Here is an 18809-nt window from a genome sequence, read left to right on the forward strand (position 1 = left end):
GTGCGGGAAAAGCGTTTGCGGGGGTCGGGTGTTGTTCGGTAGAAAGTGCGGCCGGACGCCCATCGGCGGATTGCCGCGGGGGACGTGACGACGAGAGGAGGGACACGCGATGTACGCAGTCATCACCGCGCCCGTGTCCTCCCGGGGGACCGACCGAGTCTGACCCCGGAACGGACGGGCGCTCTTCACTGGAGTGTGCCTTGACCGTGGAACAGCAGGATCCGATCATGCGTCCGATCACCGGACGCGACGAACTCGCCCTCTTCACCCGACTGCCCTACGTCCTCAACACCGAACTGTCGCACGACCTCGCCGCCGGCCGCCGCCGACCGGAATGGACGTGGGTCGCCCTGCGCGATGACCGACTCCTGGCCCGAGCCGCGTGGTGGAGCCGTCCGGGGGACCGGGTGCCGCGCTACCTGGACATCCTCGACGTCGACGACGGCGTCGACGGCGTCCCGGCGGCGGAGCGCCCGGAGTTCGCGGCGCGCCTGGTGCGCACCGCGTTGGCCGACATCCTGCCCGCCGGGACCCGCCCGCCGGAGTACACCCGCTTCGTCCCGCCCGACTGGCGCGAGGACCCGCTCGTCGGCCCGGCCGTCCGGGCTCGCATGACGGCACTGGAGGGCCTCGGTGCCCGGCTGTTCGTGGAGCGGCTGCGGTTGGAATGGCGCCCCGGGACGCCGATCCCGCAGCCGCGCGGCCGGCTGACGTTCCGTCCGGTGCACGATGCCGAGGAACTGGTGACGCTGATGACCGACGTCCTGACGGGAACGTTGGACGCGCACGGGCGGGACGAACTGACCCGAATGACGGCCCGTGAAGCGGCGGTTGCCCAGTACGACGACGAACTGACCCGCTACGCGAGCCCGAAGGAGTGGTGGCGCATCGCGACGCTGCCGGACGGGGAGCCGCTGGGATTCGTCATCCCGGCGCACAACGGCTACAACCCGGTGATCGCCTACATCGCGGTACTGCCCGCGCATCGCGGCAAGGGCTACGTCGACGACATCCTGGCCGAAGGCACCCGCGTGCTGGCCGCCCAGGACGTGCCCCGGATCCGCGCGGCGACCGATCTCGGCAACGTCCCGATGGCGAACGCGTTTCGGCGGGCGGGGTATGTCGACTTCGAGCGTGAGATCAACATGACCTGGCGCTGACGGGCCGGCGGGTGGGCGGGGACGGCGCATGTGCCGTCCCCGCCCACCCGCCGGGATCCGGCTCAGTGCGCGCTGTCCAGCCGAGTGCGCTGATCCGGCGTCAGTTCCAGGTCCACGGCCGCCAGGTTCTCCGCCAACTGCGCGACGGAGGAGGCGCCGGCGAGCGGGACGATCGGGAACGTGTGCCCGATCTGCCAGGCGAGCACGACCTGGTTCACCGTCGCCCCGATCTCCCGCGCGACCTCCCGCAACACCGCCAGCCTGGCGGGCGTGCCCGGGTGGTCGTAGTCCGGCGGCAGCGGCTTGTCGGGCCGCGCGTACGCACCGCCGAGGAGCGGCGAATAGGCGACCAGGGTCAGATCCGGCTCGGCGCGCAGGTAGCTCAGCAGCTCCGGGCCGGCGTGACCGAGGCTGCCCTCGGGGAAGAGCGCGTCGGGTATGTCGTATCGGGGGCGCAGGTGGCTGTGCTGATATTGGAGCACCTCGTACCCCGGCACCCCCGCCGCCGCGGCGAGCGAACGGGCCCGCTCCACGCGCCACACGGCGTGATTGCTCGCGCCCAGCATGCCGACCGTGCCCTCGGTCACCAACTCCCCGAAGGCCTCCACGGTTTCGCGCGGCGGCACGGTCCGGTCCTCGATGTGCGCGTAGAGCAGATCGAGGCGCTCCACCCCCAGCCGCTCCCGGCTCCGCTCCGCCGCCTCGCGAATCGCCTTCGCGGACAGGCCCTCGGGGTTGTCGATGTAGCCGGTGCCCGCCGCCAGCGGCGCCGCGCCCAGCTTGGTGGCGATCACGATCTCGTCCCCGACGCCGCGGCTGCGCCGCCACCGTCCGAGCAACGCCTCGCTCTGCCCGCCGAGTTGCCCGTCGATCCAGAAGGCGTAGTTGTCGGAGGTGTCGATGAACGTGCCCCCGGCCTCGACGAAATGATCCAACACCGCGTAGGAGGTCTTCTCGTCGGTCACCGACCCGAACAACATCGCCCCCAGCGCGAGCACGCTCACCTCCCGACGCGTGCCCGGATCGACCCCGATGGTGCGGTACTTCATGGTGACCCCCAACGACGCGGCCCGCGATGTCCCGGGCCCGAGGGCACGAGTCAACAACCTGGAGCGCGCTCCAGGTCAACCTGTCGGCGCAGGCCCGGGGGAATGGTGAACCGCAGTTCAGGGCGTTCCCAACCAATCTTCGGAGGCGACGGGGCGATCGTGCCCACGCGCGTCGCGCCCAGCCGCCGATAGAAGGCCTCCGCCGGGGGATGGGCGACCACGCGCACGGCGGTGAGACCGGCTCGGCCGGCCTCGCCGATCATGTGCTCGATCAGGATTCGGCCGACGCCCGATCCCTGTGCCTCGTCCGCCACGAAGGCCAGATCCAGCTCCGGCGGATCCAGGACGAGGGCGTAGAAGCCGAGCGGCTCGTCGCCCGCGTCGACGGCCGCGAAGACCCGATGCCGGGCGATGTAGTCGGCCGTGACCCGGTACCCGGCGATGATCGAGGCGTAGTGCCCGCGGTAGGCGCCGGACCCGCCCACCAGCGACGTGAGCCGGTCCGCGTCCGAGGCGACGGCCCGCCTGATGGTGATCGACTGCATCCGTCGAAGTCTAGAGGGCACAAAATCGCTGCCCGCGAGGCGGTCGAGTCGGGGCCCGCGTCGGTGGGGACCGACCGGGACCGACCCGAGCGCCTCGCGGGTGGTGCGTCAGTCGACCCGGAAGCCGTGTTGGCCGGCCAGGCGGGTCAAGGATCGTTGGCCGGGGATCCCATTGGCGTCCTGGCCGGAGTAGCCGAGGCGGCGTTGGTAGGCGGCGTAGGCGTGGATCGTCGCGGTCCCGAAGGAGCCGTCGACGTAGGCGGACGCGAGCAGGCCCTCGGCCTGGAGCGCCTGCTCGACCAGGAGGACGTCGGTGCGGTGCGCCGCCGAGCCCTGGGGAGCGGGTGGGTCGAGGCGCGCGGAGTCGAGGATGTTGGCCAGGCTGACGGTCGGGACCCCGCTGCCCCCGGGCGTCCCGCGCGGATCGTGCGGATCGGCCGTGGGTGGGCAGCCGTCCGGGAAGCGCGGCGCCAGGTAACCGCTCACCCGCGCGTCGGTGCGCCGAAACGTGTGCGAGTAGACGCCGTTGCCCTGGCCGCCGTCGCCGCCGCTCGGGATCGTGTTGCCGCCCTTGGTGTACACGTGGACGTCGTCGAAGCGGACCACGATCTCGGTGTGCGCGCCGTTGCCGAAGTCGACCCAGGCACCCCAACTCGGGTATTCCGACCACTGGTCGTGTGCGCGGGCCCAGTTCGCGAACGCGGTGACGTTGTCGACCTTGGGCACGATGTCCGCGAGGCCGACGTCGTTGTACATGCACCAGTCGAAGATGACGCACCACGGCACGCCGTCCTCGCCGAACTCCCGTCCCCACTTGGTCTGGTTGTCGTAACCGTCGCGGGCGTTCCAGCTCTCGTAAACGCCTTCCGGTACGGCTTGGAGATGTGCGATCAGGTCGTCCCATGTAGCCATGGGCGGCCCCCATTTCACGCCGGGTGGAACGTATTCTCGATGGCCGGGGTGGGAGGTCCCGTTCCGGTGGACCCGAGCACACCCCGGGCGCGTTTCGCGGCCGCGGCACGAAACGCGCACTGACGTCGATCGGGGCATACCCACTGACCTGCGACGTGTACCACGAGTATATGTTCGATGGCGGAGTGTAGTCATATGGTCGTATCATCGGACCAGAACCTCGGGAGCGACCGGGAGAGTTGCTACCGCGCGGCGGAGTCCTCGATCAACTTCAGGGCCAGTGCGCGCAGTTCGGCGTCCGCCTTCTCCGGGCTGCCGGTGTCGTACGGCGGGTCCGGGTCGTATTCGACCGCCAACTGCGCGGCCTGGGCCACCCGGTCGTTCGTCAACCGGGAGGTGAGGTGCAGGGCCATGTCGATGCCGGCCGACACACCCGCCGCCGTGATGATCTTCCCGGCCTCGACGAACCGACCGGGAGTGTAGACGGCGCCGAATGTCGCCAGTTGCCCGCGCGAGGCCCAGTAGGTCGTGGCGGGCAGGCCGCGCAGCAGACCGGCGGCGCCCAGGATCAGGGATCCGGTACAGACCGACGTGGTCCACGTGGTGGTGCGGTGCATACGGCGGATCCAGTCGAGGGTCTCGGCGTCCCGGCTCGCCGTCACCATGCCGGGGCCGCCGCCCGGCACGAGCAGGACGTCGACGCCGCGCACCTCGCGCAACGAACGTTCGGCGATCAGCGCCACCTGCCCGGTGTCGGTGAGAATCCGCCCGGCCCGGCGCGCGACCATGCTCACCCGGGCGCCCGGAACCCGACACAGGACCTCGTACGGCCCGATCGCATCCAGCGCCGTGACCCCTTGGTAGAGCAACACGGCAACCCGCACCCGTCCCGAGGCGGGGTCGTCGTGGTCGGCGGCCCGCGGCTTCCACTCCTCCGCCGCCCCGGCCGTCCCCGACGACCCGGCGGCGAGCAGCCCCGCGCCCACGGCCGCGACGACCGCACCCTTCAGAACCCCACGACGACCCTCGCCCCGCTCGTCGATCACCATCAGGACACCTCTTACTCGGCACGTGCTCGGCGTTCCCCCCTCGCCCCACCAGTCGGCGGGCGAGCCGGGGAAGTTCCCGCGGCGAGTAAATTTCGACGCCAAGTCCCTTGCCATGAAGGGCTGTTCGCGACCGTGATCAGCCATGCGACCGGCTCGACCGACCGGCGGCTCGCCATGCCGTCCCGAATACCCCCAGAAATCTGGGATTTCGCCGCACCGTGCACAGTGGCGAGGATGGCGACAGTGCGGTGCACGCGAGCGCGACCGCGCGGTCCGGGCGGCGACCGGACCGGGCGTGTCGCCCGCGCGCGGGCACGGGGGTTGCCGAAGCGGCGACCTGGGGGCGGAAGTGGCGCGCGCGCCGACGAGGTCGGCGTCGTATCGAACGCGCAGGGGCCGTGCGATCCGACGGATCGACGTCTTCGGGGCGCGCGCCCTTTCGATCCGGGACACACATGCGCCGGACCGAACGCCGCGGCCCCGACTCTCCGTTTCCGAAGAGCCGGGGCCGCCGCACATGTTTGTTCGCTCAGCCCGCCGCAGCCGCCGAGCCCGGCTCCGCCCAGTGCGCCCCGATCGCCTCGATGATCCGCGGCCGCAACTCCCTTGCCTCGATCACCGCGTCCACCGAACCGACCTCCACCGCACGGCGGATGTCGTGGACCCGGTCGAACTCCGCGGCCACCTCGCCCAGCTTCTCGGTACGGACCGACGAGCGCAGTTCGTCCAACTCGGCCGTCAGCGTGGCCCGCTCCGCGCCGGAGGCCGCCGCCGCGCGCGACTCCAGGTCGCGCACCCTCGGGTCGGCCGCGGTGCGTGCGTTGACGTCGCCGGCGAAGACCACCGCCGCCGCGGGCGCCCCGCCGAGGACCGACGCGAACGAGCCCTCGATGGCCAGCACGGTCATGTTCGGGTTCAGCGCCTTGGAGAACACCACGAACGCGCCGCCGTGGTAGCGCGAGATGACGCAGAACACGATCGGCCCGCGGAAGTTCACGATCGCCCGGCCGATCTCCGCGCCGTACTCCAGTTGCAACTTCCGCATCGACTCGGGCGAGCCGTCGAATCCGGACAGGTTGGCCAGCACCACCAGCGGCCGGTTGCCGGACGCCGCGTTGATCGCCCGCGCGGCCTTCTTCGACGACTGCGGGAACAGCGTGCCCGCCGTGTAGGTGGCCGGCCCGTCCGTGGGCGGGAAGCCGCGCCGCGGCACCGCCCGGGACTCGATGCCGAGCAGGCACACCGGCATGCCGCCCAGGTGCACGTCCTGGACCGCCGCCGTGTCCGCGTCGGCCATGCCCGCCCAGCGCTCCAGGACCGGGTGGTCCTGGTCGGACAGCGCGCGCATCACGGTGCGGATGTCGAACGGCTTCTTGCGGTCGGGGTTGGCCTCGGCGGAGAAGATCTCGCCGACCGTGGTGAAGTCGCTGCCCTCCACCACGTGCGGGAAGGTCGACACGTCGCGGTCCGTCGGGTCGGTGGTGCCGGTGCGACGCGGCGCGAGTTCGCCCGGGGCGACGTAGGTGTGGTCGTAGTGCGACATCAGCACGTCACGCGCCGCGTTCAGGTCCGGCGCCCAGTACTGCGCCTGCCCGTTCGGGCCCATCACCCGGTCGTAGCCGCCGATGCCGAAGTTGTCCTCGGCGGAGACGCCGCCGGAGAAGTCGAGGGCGTGCTTGCCGGTGAGCACCATGGCCGAGTCGGGGGTCATCACGAGGATGCCCTTGGTGTGCATGAGCATGGTGGCCTCGGCGTTCCAGTACGGCTGCGCGCCGACGTTGATGCCCGCGACCACGATGTTGATCTCGCCGCCGTCCTGGGTGAACGTGACGATCCGCTTGAGCGCGGCGGCCACCCAGTCCATGTTCTCCGTGCCCGACTCCATCGAGATCCGGGCGCCGGAGGACAGCGCGTACCACTCGACCGGCACCCGCATCCGCTCGGCCAGGTCCAGCGCCGCGATCACCCGACGGCACTCCGGCTCGGACAGCGCCCCGAGCGACTTCGTCGGGTCGCCCAGCAGGACCACGCGGGTGACACCCTCGGGGTGCCGCGCGGTGGCGGTACGGACCACACCCGCCACGATCGCGGCGGAGTTGCCGCCCTTGGGCCGGTCGACCGGCACGAGGGCGTGCTCCTCGTTCAGGTCGTACTCGACGAAGTCGCCAAGGCGTTCGGTGAGTTCGTACGGGTAGACGGTGTTGCGGCTGCTCGCGCGCAGCACCTTCAACCGGTAGGCGTCCAGCGGCTCGACCGGCTCGTCCGACGGCTCGCCGATGGTCAGTTCGGTACCGCCGGCGGCGTCGAAGGGGATCCGTACCGCGATCTTGGTCAGCTCGCCGGTCTGCGGGTCGCGCTGGCGGGCGATGAACAGGATCTCCTCCAGGCCCGCACCCGCGGTGGTCGGCCGCACGCGCCCGGCGATCATCTCCATCTCGGCGTGCGTGAGTCCGCTCGGCGGCCACACGTAGACCACGACCCGGTTGGTGTTGAAGCGCTTCGCCGAAGGGCGCCGCGACTGGGCGCGGCGGATCGAGTCGAGGCACGTGGCGAGGATGTCCTCGGCGGTCGGCAGTGCGACCAATCGGCCTTCGTGGTCGCGCAGTTCGGTGAGGTCGCGGACCTGGGCGAAGGCGACGAGGCGGTCGTCGGCGGGGTTCTCCCGGGCCACGCACTGGAAGAGGTAGACCTCCTCGTCCGAGGACGGCAGCCGGGTGAGGTCGAACTTGCTCAGCCGCTCCAACTGCATGCGCTGCGCGATGTACGGGTGCAGACCCCGGATCAACCGCTCCTCGACCATCCCCGTGTCGGACGGGCGGAACGTGAAGTGGTGGTGCATCACCGCGCCGCCACGACCGGCCACCGTGGTGGTCAGTCGGCGGACCCGAGGCGGCAGCGGCTGTGCGGCGACCACCTCGTGCAGCGCGGCGGCCGTCGCGTCCGCGCTCTCCGGCTGGTTCTCCCAGGACAGGTAGATGTCCGCGTCGATCGGGTTGCCGTCGGCGGCCAGTTCGGCGAGGCCGCGCAGCGCGCCGCCCAGGGCCTCGAAGCCGACCGCGGCGGAGACCAGCGAGGAGCCGGCCCGCTCGGCGACCACGAACGTGCAGCCCGCGATCTCGCGGGTACGGACGTCGGTGAGGCCCTTGTTGCCGTAGTAGCGCCGGGTCAGCACCTCCAGCATGGTCGCGTTGTCGAGGTTGTCGCGGACCAGCCGCTGGCCGAGCAGCCGGACCAGGGGCTCGGTGCTGCGCACCATCTCGGCGACCCGCTCGGCGCGGTCCGGAGTGTCGGGGTGCGCGTCCAGGTGACGCAGGTGCTTGCGCACGCCGGCGTACACGCGGGCGCGGTTGCGGCGCAGCAGCGGCCGGCCGAACCAGTCGTAGACCACACCGCGCGCGAGGTCGGCGAGTACGGGGAAGCGGACCTGGGTGGCGGCGATCAGCCGCTCCAGGGCCAGACCCGCGGGCTCGTGCAGCGTCGCGTCCGGCGGCGCCTCGCGCAGCCAGGAGCGCAACAGGGTGGCGATGACGGCGGCGTCGGCGGAGGCGCGCTGCTGGGCGAGGAAGATCCGGAACACCGCGGCTTCGAGCTCGGCCGAGGGCTCCGGCTCGGTGACGCCGTAGTGGGCCAGGGCCTTGGCCAGCTTGGCCCGGAACGCGGGGGGCAGTCCGGCGCGTTCCACGTCCAGGCTCTGCAGGTAGCTGTGGAAGTACTCGCGGGCGCTGTGCAGATGGCCGTCGCCGCCGACGTCCTCGCCCGCGGGCCGATTGCGGCTCAGTTCGGCCAGGTCGGTGAACATCTCGACGAGTTCCAACTCGCGCACCAGCGGCCGGTGGCCGGCCTCGGCGGCGGCGGTGCGGGCGGCGAGGTAGTCGTCGAGCACGCGGCGCTCGTCGTGCGGGTCGACGTCGAAGCCCAGCAGCAGGCTGCGCAGGTCCTCCTGGCCGCGCCGGGTGCGCGCCCGCACGGGGACGGTCTCGGGCGCGGCGGGCAGGTCCAGCTCGACGGACGCGCCGCCGCTCGCGTCCTCGGCCTCGGCGTCGTCGTCGGCGAGCGGTTCCAGGCGCAGCAGCGGGGCGCCGGTCTCCACCTGGCTGCCCACGGAGACCGAGCATTCCTTCAGGCGCGCGCGGAACGGTGCGCGCAGCACCGTTTCCATCTTCATGCTCTCCAGCACCAGGACCGGTGCGCCGGCCTCGACCTCGTCGCCGATCGCCAGGGGGGTGGCGACGACCAGGGCGGGGGCGGGGGAGCGTACGACGCCGCCCTCGTCGCGGCCGACGCGGTGGGTGACGCCGTCGACCTCGACGAGGTGGGTCGGCCCGTGGGTGGCGGTGAGCAGGCGGTAGCGGGTGCCGTTGACCACGATCTGGCCGGTGTGCCGGTCGAACCGGTCGAGCTCGACATCGGCGGTACGCACCACCTCACCCGCCTCGATGCCGACGCGGAAGCGGTGTGCGCCGACGCGGGCGACGCGGACGCGGTAGCCGACGCCGCGCAGCTTCAGGTCGAGGGGGCGACCGCTCTCGTGCTGGACCTGCGGCCGGCCGCCGAAGGCGGTGGACAACAGCCGCTGTCGCTCGGCGCGCTCCTCCTCCTCGTAGGCCTCGATCGCGGCGGCGGCGAGGGCGACGGCGGAGTGGCGGTGCGAGACGAGGCGGCCCTCGCCGCGTACGCGGTCGATCCAGCCGGTGTCGGCGCTGCCGTCGATCACCTCGGGCTGGTCCAGCAGGTCGAGCACGAAGCTCTTGTTGGTGGCGCCGCCCTCGATGATCACCGTGGTCTGCGCCATCGCCCGCCGCAACCGGCCCAACGCCTCCTCACGGTCGTGACCGTACGCGATGATCTTGGCGATCATCGAGTCGAAATCGGCGGGGATCGTGTCGCCCTCGCTGACGCCGGTGTCCACGCGGATACCGGGTCCGGCGGGCAGGTCCAGGCGGGCGATCCGGCCGGGGGAGGGGGCGAAGTCGCGGTCGGGGTCCTCGGCGTTCAGGCGTGCCTCGACGGCGTGGCCGCGCTCGATCGGCGGGGAGCCTTCGAGCCGGGCGCCGCCGGCGATTCGCAACTGGGCCTTGACCAGGTCGAATCCGGTGGTGGACTCGGTGATCGGGTGCTCGACCTGGAGGCGGGTGTTGACCTCCAGGAACGCGAACAGTCGGTCGCCGGGGTGGTAGAGGAACTCGACGGTGGCGGCGCCGCGGTAGCCGACGGCGAGTGCCAGACGCTCGGCGGACGTCTTGAGTTCGGCGACCTGGTCCGGGGCCAGGACGGGGGAGGCGGACTCCTCGACGACCTTCTGGTTGCGTCGCTGGATCGAGCAGTCGCGCACGCCCAGCGCCCACGCGGTGCCCTGCCCGTCGGCGATCACCTGGACCTCGACGTGCCGGGCACCGGTGACCAGACGCTCCAGGAACACCACGCCGCTGCCGAACGCGCGCGCGGCCTCCTGGCTGGTGCGCTCGTACGCGTCGACCAACTCGGCATCGCCCGTGATCACACGGATGCCGCGCCCGCCACCGCCGGCGGTCGCCTTGAGCATCAGGGGGTAGCCGATCTCGGCCGCGGCCGCGAGCGCCGCGTCCAGGGTCTCCACCGCACCGCGGCTCCACGGCGCGACGGGGACGCCGACCTCCTCCGCGATCAGCTTCGAGCCGATCTTGTCGCCGAGCCTGCGCATGGCCTCCACGCTCGGGCCGACGAAGGCGATGCCCGACTCCCGGCACAACTCGGCGAACGCCGGATCCTCCGCGACGAAACCCCACCCCACCCACGCCGCGTCGGCGCCGGTGGCCACCAACGCCCGCTCCAGGGCCTTCAGGTCCAGATACGGACGCGCCGACGCCGGCCCCAGGTCGTACGACAGATCCGCCTCACGCACGAAGGTGGCCGTACGGTCGACGTCGGTGTACAGGGCGACGGTCTCGATCCGGGTGCCGGTCTCCGCGGCCAGCTCCCGGACGGCGTGGATGAGCCGCATCGCGGCCTCCCCACGATTGACGATGGCGACACGACTGAACACCCGACCGAACCTCCTGCAAACCAACGATTGTGCTCGCCGCGACGTTGCGGCGACCCCCGACAGTGTTCACCATTCCGTGAACCGGTCGGCAACGCCATGTCGCGGGCAGTGCACACTGAGCGGCGCCAGTTGTAGGAAACATCCAAAAGGGCCGAACGTCCGCGACCCGACCGGGACGGATCCGACGGGCGAAAAATGCCGATTCCTGAGCTTTGGTCCATGGCTTGAAGTACACGGTCGATGTGGACTTCGATACATGCGCCGGGCAAGGAGCGCACCCGGTCTCGCCGTCGTCCCGTCGGACGGGACTGGTCCACGGCGCCGACAGGAGCGTCGGGGGCCGCGACCGGCGTCGTCGACGCACGGACGCGAGGGATGTGCGAGCGGGCGGCGAAACGGGCTCGCATTTCAGGCTTATCACCGCTTTTCGCTCACGGGCATCCCGTGGCATGCCCGTGGCTTCTCATGCCGGGGCTATGGGTTTGCGATGGTCGGGCCATCGGTTCGCGATCGGTGGGCTTCGGTAGACAGCGCCCATGAGTGACTACGCGGGATCGAAGATGCGCCCGTCGCGGCGTTCCGTGATGGGGCTGGTCGCGGCGGCTTCGTTGGCCGGCGGGGGTGTACTGGCCGATGGCGGGTCGGCTGCGGGGGCCGTCGCCGGCTCCGGGGCGACCGGGGTCGGCCGGGTGCCGGACCAGTTGCGGCCGGGCGGGGCGTACGACCGGCTCGTCGCGGATCTGGCGGCGCGGGATCGATTCGCCGGGACGGTGCTGCTCGCGCATCGTGGGCGGCCGGTGCTGATCCGCTCACACGGGATGGCCGACCGGGAGCGGGAAATCGCGAACGGGCACGACACCGTCTTCAACATCGCCTCCGTGGGCAAGTTCTTCGCCGGTCTGGCCGTCACCCAGCTCTTCGCCCGCCGGCTGATCCGCCTCGACGGCACCATCGGGACCTGGCTGGACGGCTTCCCCCCGGGCGTGGCCGACACCGTCACCGTGCACCAACTGCTCACCCACACCTCGGGGTTGGGCGACCACCGGGCGGACCCGGCGTGGCGGGAGGCGGTGCGCGGATGGCGCACGCCGGCCGAGTTCGAGACGGGCACGCTGGACTTCATCCGCCGGCAGCGACCGCTGTTCCCGCCCGGGACGCGGCTGGAGTACAGCAACTCCGGCTTCCGGGTGCTCGGCGCGATCGTGGCGCGGATCTCCGGTGGCACCTACGCGGACTACGTACGCGAGCACATCCTCGGCCCCGCCGGGATGACGCGCACGGAATTCGCCCCGCTGTCGCGTTGGCAGACCGACCCCGCCTACGCGCACGCGTACGGGGAGCCGCAGGCGGACGGGCGGCGTCCCGACCTGACCGCCGCGATGCGCGGCGCGGAGATCGGGGGCGGCGACGGCGGGGTCTTCTCCACCGCCCCCGACCTGCTGCGGTTCGCGGTGGCGCTGCGCGAGGGACGGCTCGTGGGGGAGGCGCACACCGAGATGATGCTGAGCGGGAAGTATCCGTTCGGCCCGGGCGGCATGGCCTCCTACGGCTCGCTGATCTCGATCGTCAACGGCCGTCGGCGGATCGGTCACGGCGGGGGCGACCCCGGGATCACCGCGAACGTGTACAGCTACCCCGACGCGGACTGGGTGGCGCTGTTCGTCGCCAACCAGTCCCTCGTCGACCTGCGCCCGCTGATCGAACTGCCCGACCGGCTGATCCTCGACGACGGGCGGTGACGAGAGGTGACGGACGGTAATGGACGATAATGGGCGCTGACGGGCGCTTCGGGGCTTTTTCCTGTGGCTTACTTGTCGGCGACGAGGGTTCCCGGGGCGCCCCGGCTGTCCGTGGGGGTCTCGTGGATCCGGACCTGGACCGCCTCGGCCGGGGTCTCGTACGCCTCGACCACGGCGTCGGCGAGCCGGCGGACCGCCCTGCTGGACGGTGATGACGGGCACGACGGCCTCCGTCGTCGCGCCGCCGCCCGGTGTTTGCGGGCCGCTGTGCGGCGTGGGTGGAAGACGGTGCGGGTGGTGGACGGGATCTCGGCCCTGCTCGCGTGGAAGACCGTCCAGGTCGGCGGCCCGCCGCCGATCGCGGCCGGGCCCGCGTGTTCGGTGGCGAGCGGCGTGCGGGTAGGTGGCTGAACGCTCCAGGCGCCGGATCTGTCGGGGATCGTGGGCTGCGCGATGTGCGGTCGCTCGGCGGCCCGCGAGGTGCAACTCCTCGGCCGCCGCCACGAAGTACCGGATCCGGCGTGGTCACACGGATGCCGCAGGGGCGGGCATGATCGCCGTCCGGTAGGGAACTCTCCGCACCCGTCCGCACGCGGAAGCGTGGGACGTCCGCGGCGTGGAGCGCGTCCCGGCCGTCGTCTCCGGAGGCACATCATGGACACCCGTCGCCGGCTGACCGAGGCGTTCGACACCGTGTCCGCGTGGGCCGACGCCCATCGGGAGCCTGCGCCCGAGCCGGCCGGCGAGCGCGCCGCCGGCCGGTTCGAGGCGCACCTGGCCGCGCTGGCCGAGCATCTGCGCGGCGGCCGGCCGCTTCCGTACTCCGCGTACGCCGGGCATCCGGTCAGGCCGCCGCACCCGGCCGCGGTGGCCGGCCGGCTCGCCGTCTCGCTGGTCGGGCCGGAGGACCGGGTCTTCGACGGCGATCCGAGCACGGTCGCGCTGGAGGAGGAGGTGATCGCCGACCTCGCCGCGATGCTCGGGCTGCCCGGCGCCCACGGGCACCTCACCTCCGGCGGGGCCGTGGCCAACCTGGAGGCGCTGTGGGCGGCCCGCGAGGCGCACCCCGACCTCGGCATCGCGCACGGCGCCGACATGTACTTCGCACACGCGCACATGTGCGCCGTGCTGCGCACCCCCGCGTACCCGGTGCCGACCGACGCGGCCGGGCGGATGGACCCCGACGCGCTGGCGCGGGAACTGCGTCGGGAACGGGTCGGCACCGTCGTGGTCAGCGCCGGCACCGCCACGCTGGGCGCGGTCGACCCGATCGCCGACATCCTGCCGCTGTGCCGCGAGCGCGGGGTGCGGGTGCACGCGGACGCCGCCTATGGCGGTTTCTTCACGCTGCTCGTGGACGCGGACGAGTTGCGCGCGACGCCCGCGGCCCGGCATCTGCGTGCGCTCGCCGAGTGCGACTCGGTGGTGGTCGATCCGCACCGGATCGGCCTGTACCCCTCCGGCTGCGGTGCGGTGCTGTTCCGTGAGCCGGTGGACGGGGCCGGCGGGTGGCGGGATCCCCTGGCGGGCGACTTCTCCTCCGACGTGCCGCGTCCGGGTGAACTCGGCTTGGACCGCGCCCGCCCCGGCACCCTCGCCGCGGCCCTGTGGTTGACCCTGCGGGCCCTCCCGCTCACCCCCGAGGGGGTCGGCTCGGGGCTCGCGGCGAGCCTGCGCGGCACCCGGCAATGGTGCGAACTGATCGAAGCCGAAGCGGAGTTGATGCTCTTCCAGCAACCCGAGCTGGACATCCTGACCTATCTGGCGCTCACCGGCGAGCAGCACCCCCGGATGTCCCGGGTGGAGGCTTCCAGCAGGCATATTCTGCGGGCCGGCACCGCCGATGCCGAACACCTCGCGCACCCGAGCCACCTGAGCACGCTCTCGGTACGGGTCCTGGACTTCCTGCGCCGCCACCCCCGCGCGGTCGCCGACCGCAACCGCACGCTGGTGTTGCGCAGTGCCCTCCTCGACTCGGCCGCGGAGTCGCGTGTGGACGACCTGCATGCCCGGATCACCGCGCTGGCCGCCGCCGCGCCGCGCCGCGCGAGCGGCCCCGACGAGGCGGAGCCGGTGGCGGCGCTGCCGTAGCGGGCGGCGGTACCGCCGTCGGGCCACGCACGGACCCTCCCCGCCGGGCCGGGCCGGCCACCGGGACTCGCACCGGGCGCGGGGCCGGCCGGTGCGATCCGGGTGAGGTGTCGGCGCGGGTGTGATCCCGGCGGGGAGGGCGACTTCGGGCGTCAGGGACGCGGTGGGCGGGGCAGGAGCAGGGCCAGAGGGACGACGAGCAGGATGAGGAAGCCGTCGACCGCGAACGCGGTGTGATAACCGTCCAGGACGGCGGCCGGGTCGGTCGCGGAGTCCGGGGCGGCGACGGTCACCAGTACGGCCAGGCCGAGTGCGCCGCCGAGCTGGCGGGCGGTGTTGAGCAGCCCGGACGCGGCGCCCGCGTCGCGGGCCTCGATGCCGGCGGTCGCGGCGACGGTGACCGGCAGCAACATCAGGCCCACCCCGGCGCCGGCCACGACCGAGCCGATCACGAAGCGCACCGGGAAGCCGCCGTCGGCCGGGAGCCGGACCAGGAACAGCACACCCACCGCCGCCGTCACCGCGCCGCCGGCCAACAGCGCGCGCGGACCCAGCACGGCGATCAGGCGATGCGCGGCCATCCCGGCGCCGAGCATGGTCACCGTCAGCGGCACCATCGCCCCACCTGCGCGCAGCGCCCCGTAGCCGAGGATGCCCTGGAGGTAGAGGGACATGAAGTAGAGCGTGGCGGTCATCGCGGAGCCCAGCACGAGCATCATCAGGTTGCCGAAGCGCAGCGCCGGAAGCCGCCACATCTTCAGCGGCACCAGGGGGCGGGCCGCGGTGCGTTCGATCAGGACGAACGCGACCGTGCACAGCGCGGCGCCGGCGAATGTGCCCAGGACGCCGGGCGAGGTCCACGCGTGGGTGGTGGTCCGGGAGACGGCGTAGCCGAACAGGCCGGTGGCTCCGGTGACGGCGAGCGCGCCGCCGACATCGATCCGGCGCCGCTCGCCGGGATCGGCCGCCGGGGTGGACGCGAGGCCGAGGCCGGCGGTGAACAGCAGCGCGACGCCGACGGGGGCGTTGACCAGGAAGACCCAGCGCCAGCCGAACTGCTGGGTCAGCACTCCGCCCAGGACCAGTCCGGCCGCGGCGGCGACACCTCCGGTCAGGCTCCACAGGGTCAGCGCCCGGCCGCGGCGGATCGGGTCGTGTGCGTAGCCGGCGGCGATCAGGCTCAGACCGTTCGAGGCGAGCGCGGCGGCGCCGAGCCCCTGGGCGACCCGGGCCACCAGGAGGGTGGTGGTGTCGTGGGCCACGCCGCCGAGCACGCCGGCGGCGGTGAAGATCAGCAGGCCGGTCTGGAACACGCTCTTGCGGCCGAAGAGGTCGCCCGCGCGGGCGGCGACCACGAGCAGGCCGCCGAGGGTGATCAGGTAGGCGTTGACCACCCACTGCTGCCCGGTGTCGCTCAGGTCGAGCGAGGCCCGCAGGTCCGGCAGGGCCACGGTGACGATGGTCGAGTCGAGCACGACCATGAACTGCGCCACGCAGGCGACCAGGGCGATCACGTCGCGCCGGGCCGGGCGGGTCGGGCGCGGGGCGGGTTTCGCGAGCGGGGGCGCGGCGTCCGGTCGGCCGGGACTGTTCGCCATGGGGACTCCTGGGAGGTGGTGGATAGCATGGAGGCAGCTGGAAACGCCGTTCACCGTGAACGATGTTCACAGTGAACGTTGTTCACGTTAGGATCGGATCACGAGTGCTGTCAACGGCACGGAAGCGGGAGTTCTCGATGTTGCGACGGCCGGATGTGGTCAAGGGCGCGCTCGACCTGCTCGACGCCGAGGGGCTGGACGGCCTGACCATGCGCAAACTCGGCACCGCGTTGAACGTGCAGGCGGGCGCGATGTACCGGCACTTCCCGAGCAAGGAGGCGCTGCTCGACGCGATGGCGGAGCAACTGCTCGAAGGTGTCGCGGCGCCGCTCCCGGAGGTGTCCTGGGACGAGCAACTGCGGGTGCTCGGCGACCGGTTGCGCGGCGCGCTGCTCTCCCGCCGGGACGGCGCGCGCGTGGTCGCGGGCACCTACGTGCCGGACGCCAACACCAACGCCGCCGGCCGGCTCGCGGTGGAGGTGCTGTGCCGCGCGGGCCTCGCCCCGGAACAGGCCGGCTGGATCACGTTCGCGATGTTCTACTACGTCCTCGGCCACACCATCGAGGAGCAGGCCCAGTCCCGCCTGGCCGAATCCGACGACTGGGCCACCCGCCGGGCCGCCGCCGGCCCGGACGAGTCCGCCACGTTCGAAAAGGCCATGTCGGCCCTGATCACCGCCGACCCCGGCGCCCGATTCGCCTACGGCCTGGACGTCTTCCTGGACGGCCTCGCCCAACGCCTGCCCTGACTCTCCGGACCGGTCGGCCGGAGTCGCGGCCCCCGGGTGCTCATTGCGGGCCGCCGGTTCCGGGGCCTGCCTCGATTGTCATGCGGATGCGGTGGCCGTCGGCGAAGCGTTCGTCGACGGCGAGCCGGCCGCCGGTGCGGATCGTGCCCAGGGCCTCGGTCACGTAGCGGCCGCGGCCGCGCTCGCGGTGTGCTCGTCGGCGCAGGGGCAGGACCAGTAAGGCGCATACCCGAATGGCGATGGCCGCGTGTGTCGACACGTCCACGGCGTTCCCCTCTCCCTCGGCGGGCCCGAACGGCCCCTCGGGGGATGAGAGTCGCGGACGCGGGCGAACGTTAACCCGGGTTCCCCGATCTTCCCGCCGCACCGGCCCGGGCTCGGCCGGGCACGCTCGCCGCGTGCCCGGCGCGGGCGCGAGTGTGCGTCGGCTACCCGGGTGGCGCACGGCATGGGATACGCGGTCCGACGAGCGCGCTTCGGCGGGCTCAGCGGCCGCCGACCCCGCTCGCGCACTCGTGGTCGGCGGCGGGGACGTCCGGGATCGCGCCGAGGCCGATCGTGGTGAGCAACTCCGGTCCGAAGGTGATGATCTCGGTGATCAGGCCGTTGTCGATGCGCAGTACGTCGAGGGCCGTCGCGGTGAACGCGCCCACGCCCGGCCGGCGGACGTAGTGCCCCACCGCGGGCCGGCGGTTCATCGCCAGCGGCAGCGCCTCGCGCTCGCCGTGCCCGGGGGCATCCGCCGGGATGGGCCTGCGCATCTCCACGATGGCGGGCCGGCCGGTGTACACGAGCCGGGCCGGGGGGATCGCCTGGCGGGCGTCCGCGTGCAGCAGGGCCGCCAGTGCCGCCGGGTCGGCCCGGCGGGACGCGGTGATGTAGCGCTCCAGGCAGGCGCGTTCGGCGTCATCGGGCTCGGCCGGCCGGTCGCGGTTCGTCGGGTGGCGGTCGGGCAGTTCCTCGCGCAGGGTTCGTCGGGCCCGTTGCAGGGCGCTCTTGACGCCCGCGACGTTCATGCCCAGCGTGTCGGCGGTGTCCGCGGCCGGCCAGTGCACGACGTCGCGCAGGATGAGCGCGGCGCGTTGGCGGGGCGGCAGGTGCTGGAGTACGGCCACGAAGGTCGGGTCGAGCGTGTCGCGGCCGACGGCCGCCCCGTCCTCGGGTGTGTCCGGGAGGGGCTGGAGCCAGGGGACCTCGGCGAGGGCCGAACGCACCGGCTCGCCCGCGCCGTTCGTGGCGATCGCGATCTCCCGTCGACACCGCGCCGGGGCGGCCGCCGTGTCCAGGCACGCGTTGGTGGCGATCCGGTACAGCCACGACCGGAACGGCGCGTGCCCGGTGAACCCCCGGCGCGCCCGCCAGGCCCGCAGCAGGGTCCGGTCGAGGACTTCCTCGGCGTCGGTGAACGAGCCGAGCATGAGATAGCAGTGCACGCGCAGATCCTTGCGGTGGTGCTCCGCCAGTCGTACGAACGCCCCCTCGTCCTCGGCCCGAACCGCGGCCAGGACCCCCCGCGCTACATCGTCGGACGTACTCACATCAACCTCACAGCCTCCGCCGACCCCCCTCGGAGCGCCGAACGGTCCAGTCGCGAGCCCGATTTCCCGGCACGCGGCCCCCGCCCCCGGCATCCGGGACGCACGGCCTGCGCCCGGGAGCCGGCGGGCCGGCGGGACCGCCGAAGCCGTCGGGACCGCCCGGTCGGGCGGTCGTCCCGGCGGGGCGGCGGTCTGCGCCGCGCCTGCCGGCAGACCGGCACCCGGCGGCGCCGACGGTTCGCTGCGGACGGAACTCCCCCGTGTGAGCTCCGGTCGGGCACACCGGGGGACGGCGGCCCCCAGGTACCGACCGCCCACCGGTGTATGCGGACGACGGTAGGCAACCGACGCGTGCCC

Annotated in this window: 12 protein-coding genes; 4 read left to right on the plus strand and 8 right to left on the minus strand. The window is 72.7% G+C overall.

Annotated features, from left to right (window positions below; all coding sequences use genetic code 11):
• The first annotated feature begins 227 nt into the window (after nucleotides 1-227).
• The gene (locus B4N89_RS35335; RefSeq protein ID WP_078980751.1) at nucleotides 228-1160 is read left to right on the plus strand and encodes a GNAT family N-acetyltransferase; all 933 of its coding nucleotides are present in this window, start codon (nucleotides 228-230) and stop codon (nucleotides 1158-1160) included.
• A 62-nt stretch (nucleotides 1161-1222) separates the two neighbouring features.
• On the opposite strand, the gene B4N89_RS35340 is transcribed toward B4N89_RS35335, so the two are convergent.
• The 5 genes from B4N89_RS35340 to B4N89_RS35360 all read right to left on the minus strand — a co-directional run bounded on the left by B4N89_RS35340 (nucleotide 1223) and on the right by B4N89_RS35360 (nucleotide 10737).
• Entirely contained in the window at nucleotides 1223-2209 is a 987-nt protein-coding gene (locus tag B4N89_RS35340) for an aldo/keto reductase (protein ID WP_078980537.1), read from the minus strand.
• 50 nt (nucleotides 2210-2259) lie between these two features.
• Nucleotides 2260-2754, minus strand: coding sequence for a GNAT family N-acetyltransferase (locus B4N89_RS35345; RefSeq protein WP_078980538.1), 495 nt, complete (start codon nucleotides 2752-2754; stop codon nucleotides 2260-2262).
• Nucleotides 2755-2862: 108 nt separating this feature from the next.
• On the minus strand, nucleotides 2863-3666 hold the full coding sequence (locus B4N89_RS35350; RefSeq protein WP_078980539.1) for a peptidoglycan-binding domain-containing protein: 804 nt from the start codon (nucleotides 3664-3666) through the stop codon (nucleotides 2863-2865).
• A gap of 242 nt (nucleotides 3667-3908) precedes the next feature.
• Nucleotides 3909-4715 (minus strand): DJ-1/PfpI family protein, encoded by an 807-nt coding sequence (locus B4N89_RS35355; RefSeq protein ID WP_201261066.1) that lies wholly within the window; start codon nucleotides 4713-4715, stop codon nucleotides 3909-3911.
• A gap of 529 nt (nucleotides 4716-5244) precedes the next feature.
• Nucleotides 5245-10737, minus strand: a complete 5493-nt coding sequence (locus B4N89_RS35360) for a carboxyl transferase domain-containing protein (RefSeq protein WP_078980540.1) — start codon at nucleotides 10735-10737, stop codon at nucleotides 5245-5247.
• A gap of 536 nt (nucleotides 10738-11273) precedes the next feature.
• Here B4N89_RS35360 and B4N89_RS35365 point away from each other — a divergent pair.
• Both B4N89_RS35365 and B4N89_RS35370 read left to right on the plus strand, forming a co-directional pair.
• Entirely contained in the window at nucleotides 11274-12476 is a 1203-nt protein-coding gene (locus B4N89_RS35365) for a serine hydrolase domain-containing protein (protein WP_078980541.1), read from the plus strand.
• Between the two features lie 654 nt (nucleotides 12477-13130).
• Nucleotides 13131-14567 carry a pyridoxal phosphate-dependent decarboxylase family protein gene (locus B4N89_RS35370; protein WP_161500924.1) on the plus strand — a complete coding sequence of 479 codons (1437 nt, stop codon included), beginning with the start codon at nucleotides 13131-13133 and terminating at the stop codon, nucleotides 14565-14567.
• A gap of 152 nt (nucleotides 14568-14719) precedes the next feature.
• On the opposite strand, the gene B4N89_RS35375 is transcribed toward B4N89_RS35370, so the two are convergent.
• Nucleotides 14720-16165 carry an MFS transporter gene (locus tag B4N89_RS35375; protein ID WP_078980543.1) on the minus strand — a complete coding sequence of 482 codons (1446 nt, stop codon included), beginning with the start codon at nucleotides 16163-16165 and terminating at the stop codon, nucleotides 14720-14722.
• Nucleotides 16166-16302: 137 nt separating this feature from the next.
• Between B4N89_RS35375 and B4N89_RS35380 the strand changes: the two genes are divergently transcribed.
• Nucleotides 16303-16914 (plus strand): TetR/AcrR family transcriptional regulator C-terminal domain-containing protein, encoded by a 612-nt coding sequence (locus tag B4N89_RS35380; protein ID WP_161500925.1) that lies wholly within the window; start codon nucleotides 16303-16305, stop codon nucleotides 16912-16914.
• A 40-nt stretch (nucleotides 16915-16954) separates the two neighbouring features.
• Here B4N89_RS35380 and B4N89_RS35385 read toward each other — a convergent pair whose 3' ends face one another.
• Both B4N89_RS35385 and B4N89_RS35390 read right to left on the minus strand, forming a co-directional pair.
• On the minus strand, nucleotides 16955-17179 hold the full coding sequence (locus tag B4N89_RS35385; protein WP_078980545.1) for a hypothetical protein: 225 nt from the start codon (nucleotides 17177-17179) through the stop codon (nucleotides 16955-16957).
• Nucleotides 17180-17399: 220 nt separating this feature from the next.
• Nucleotides 17400-18452 (minus strand): RNA polymerase subunit sigma-70, encoded by a 1053-nt coding sequence (locus tag B4N89_RS35390; protein WP_235619096.1) that lies wholly within the window; start codon nucleotides 18450-18452, stop codon nucleotides 17400-17402.
• Nucleotides 18453-18809: the final 357 nt, after the last annotated feature.

It is taken from the genome of Embleya scabrispora, assembly GCF_002024165.1.
GTDB classification, from domain to species: domain Bacteria; phylum Actinomycetota; class Actinomycetes; order Streptomycetales; family Streptomycetaceae; genus Embleya; species Embleya scabrispora_A.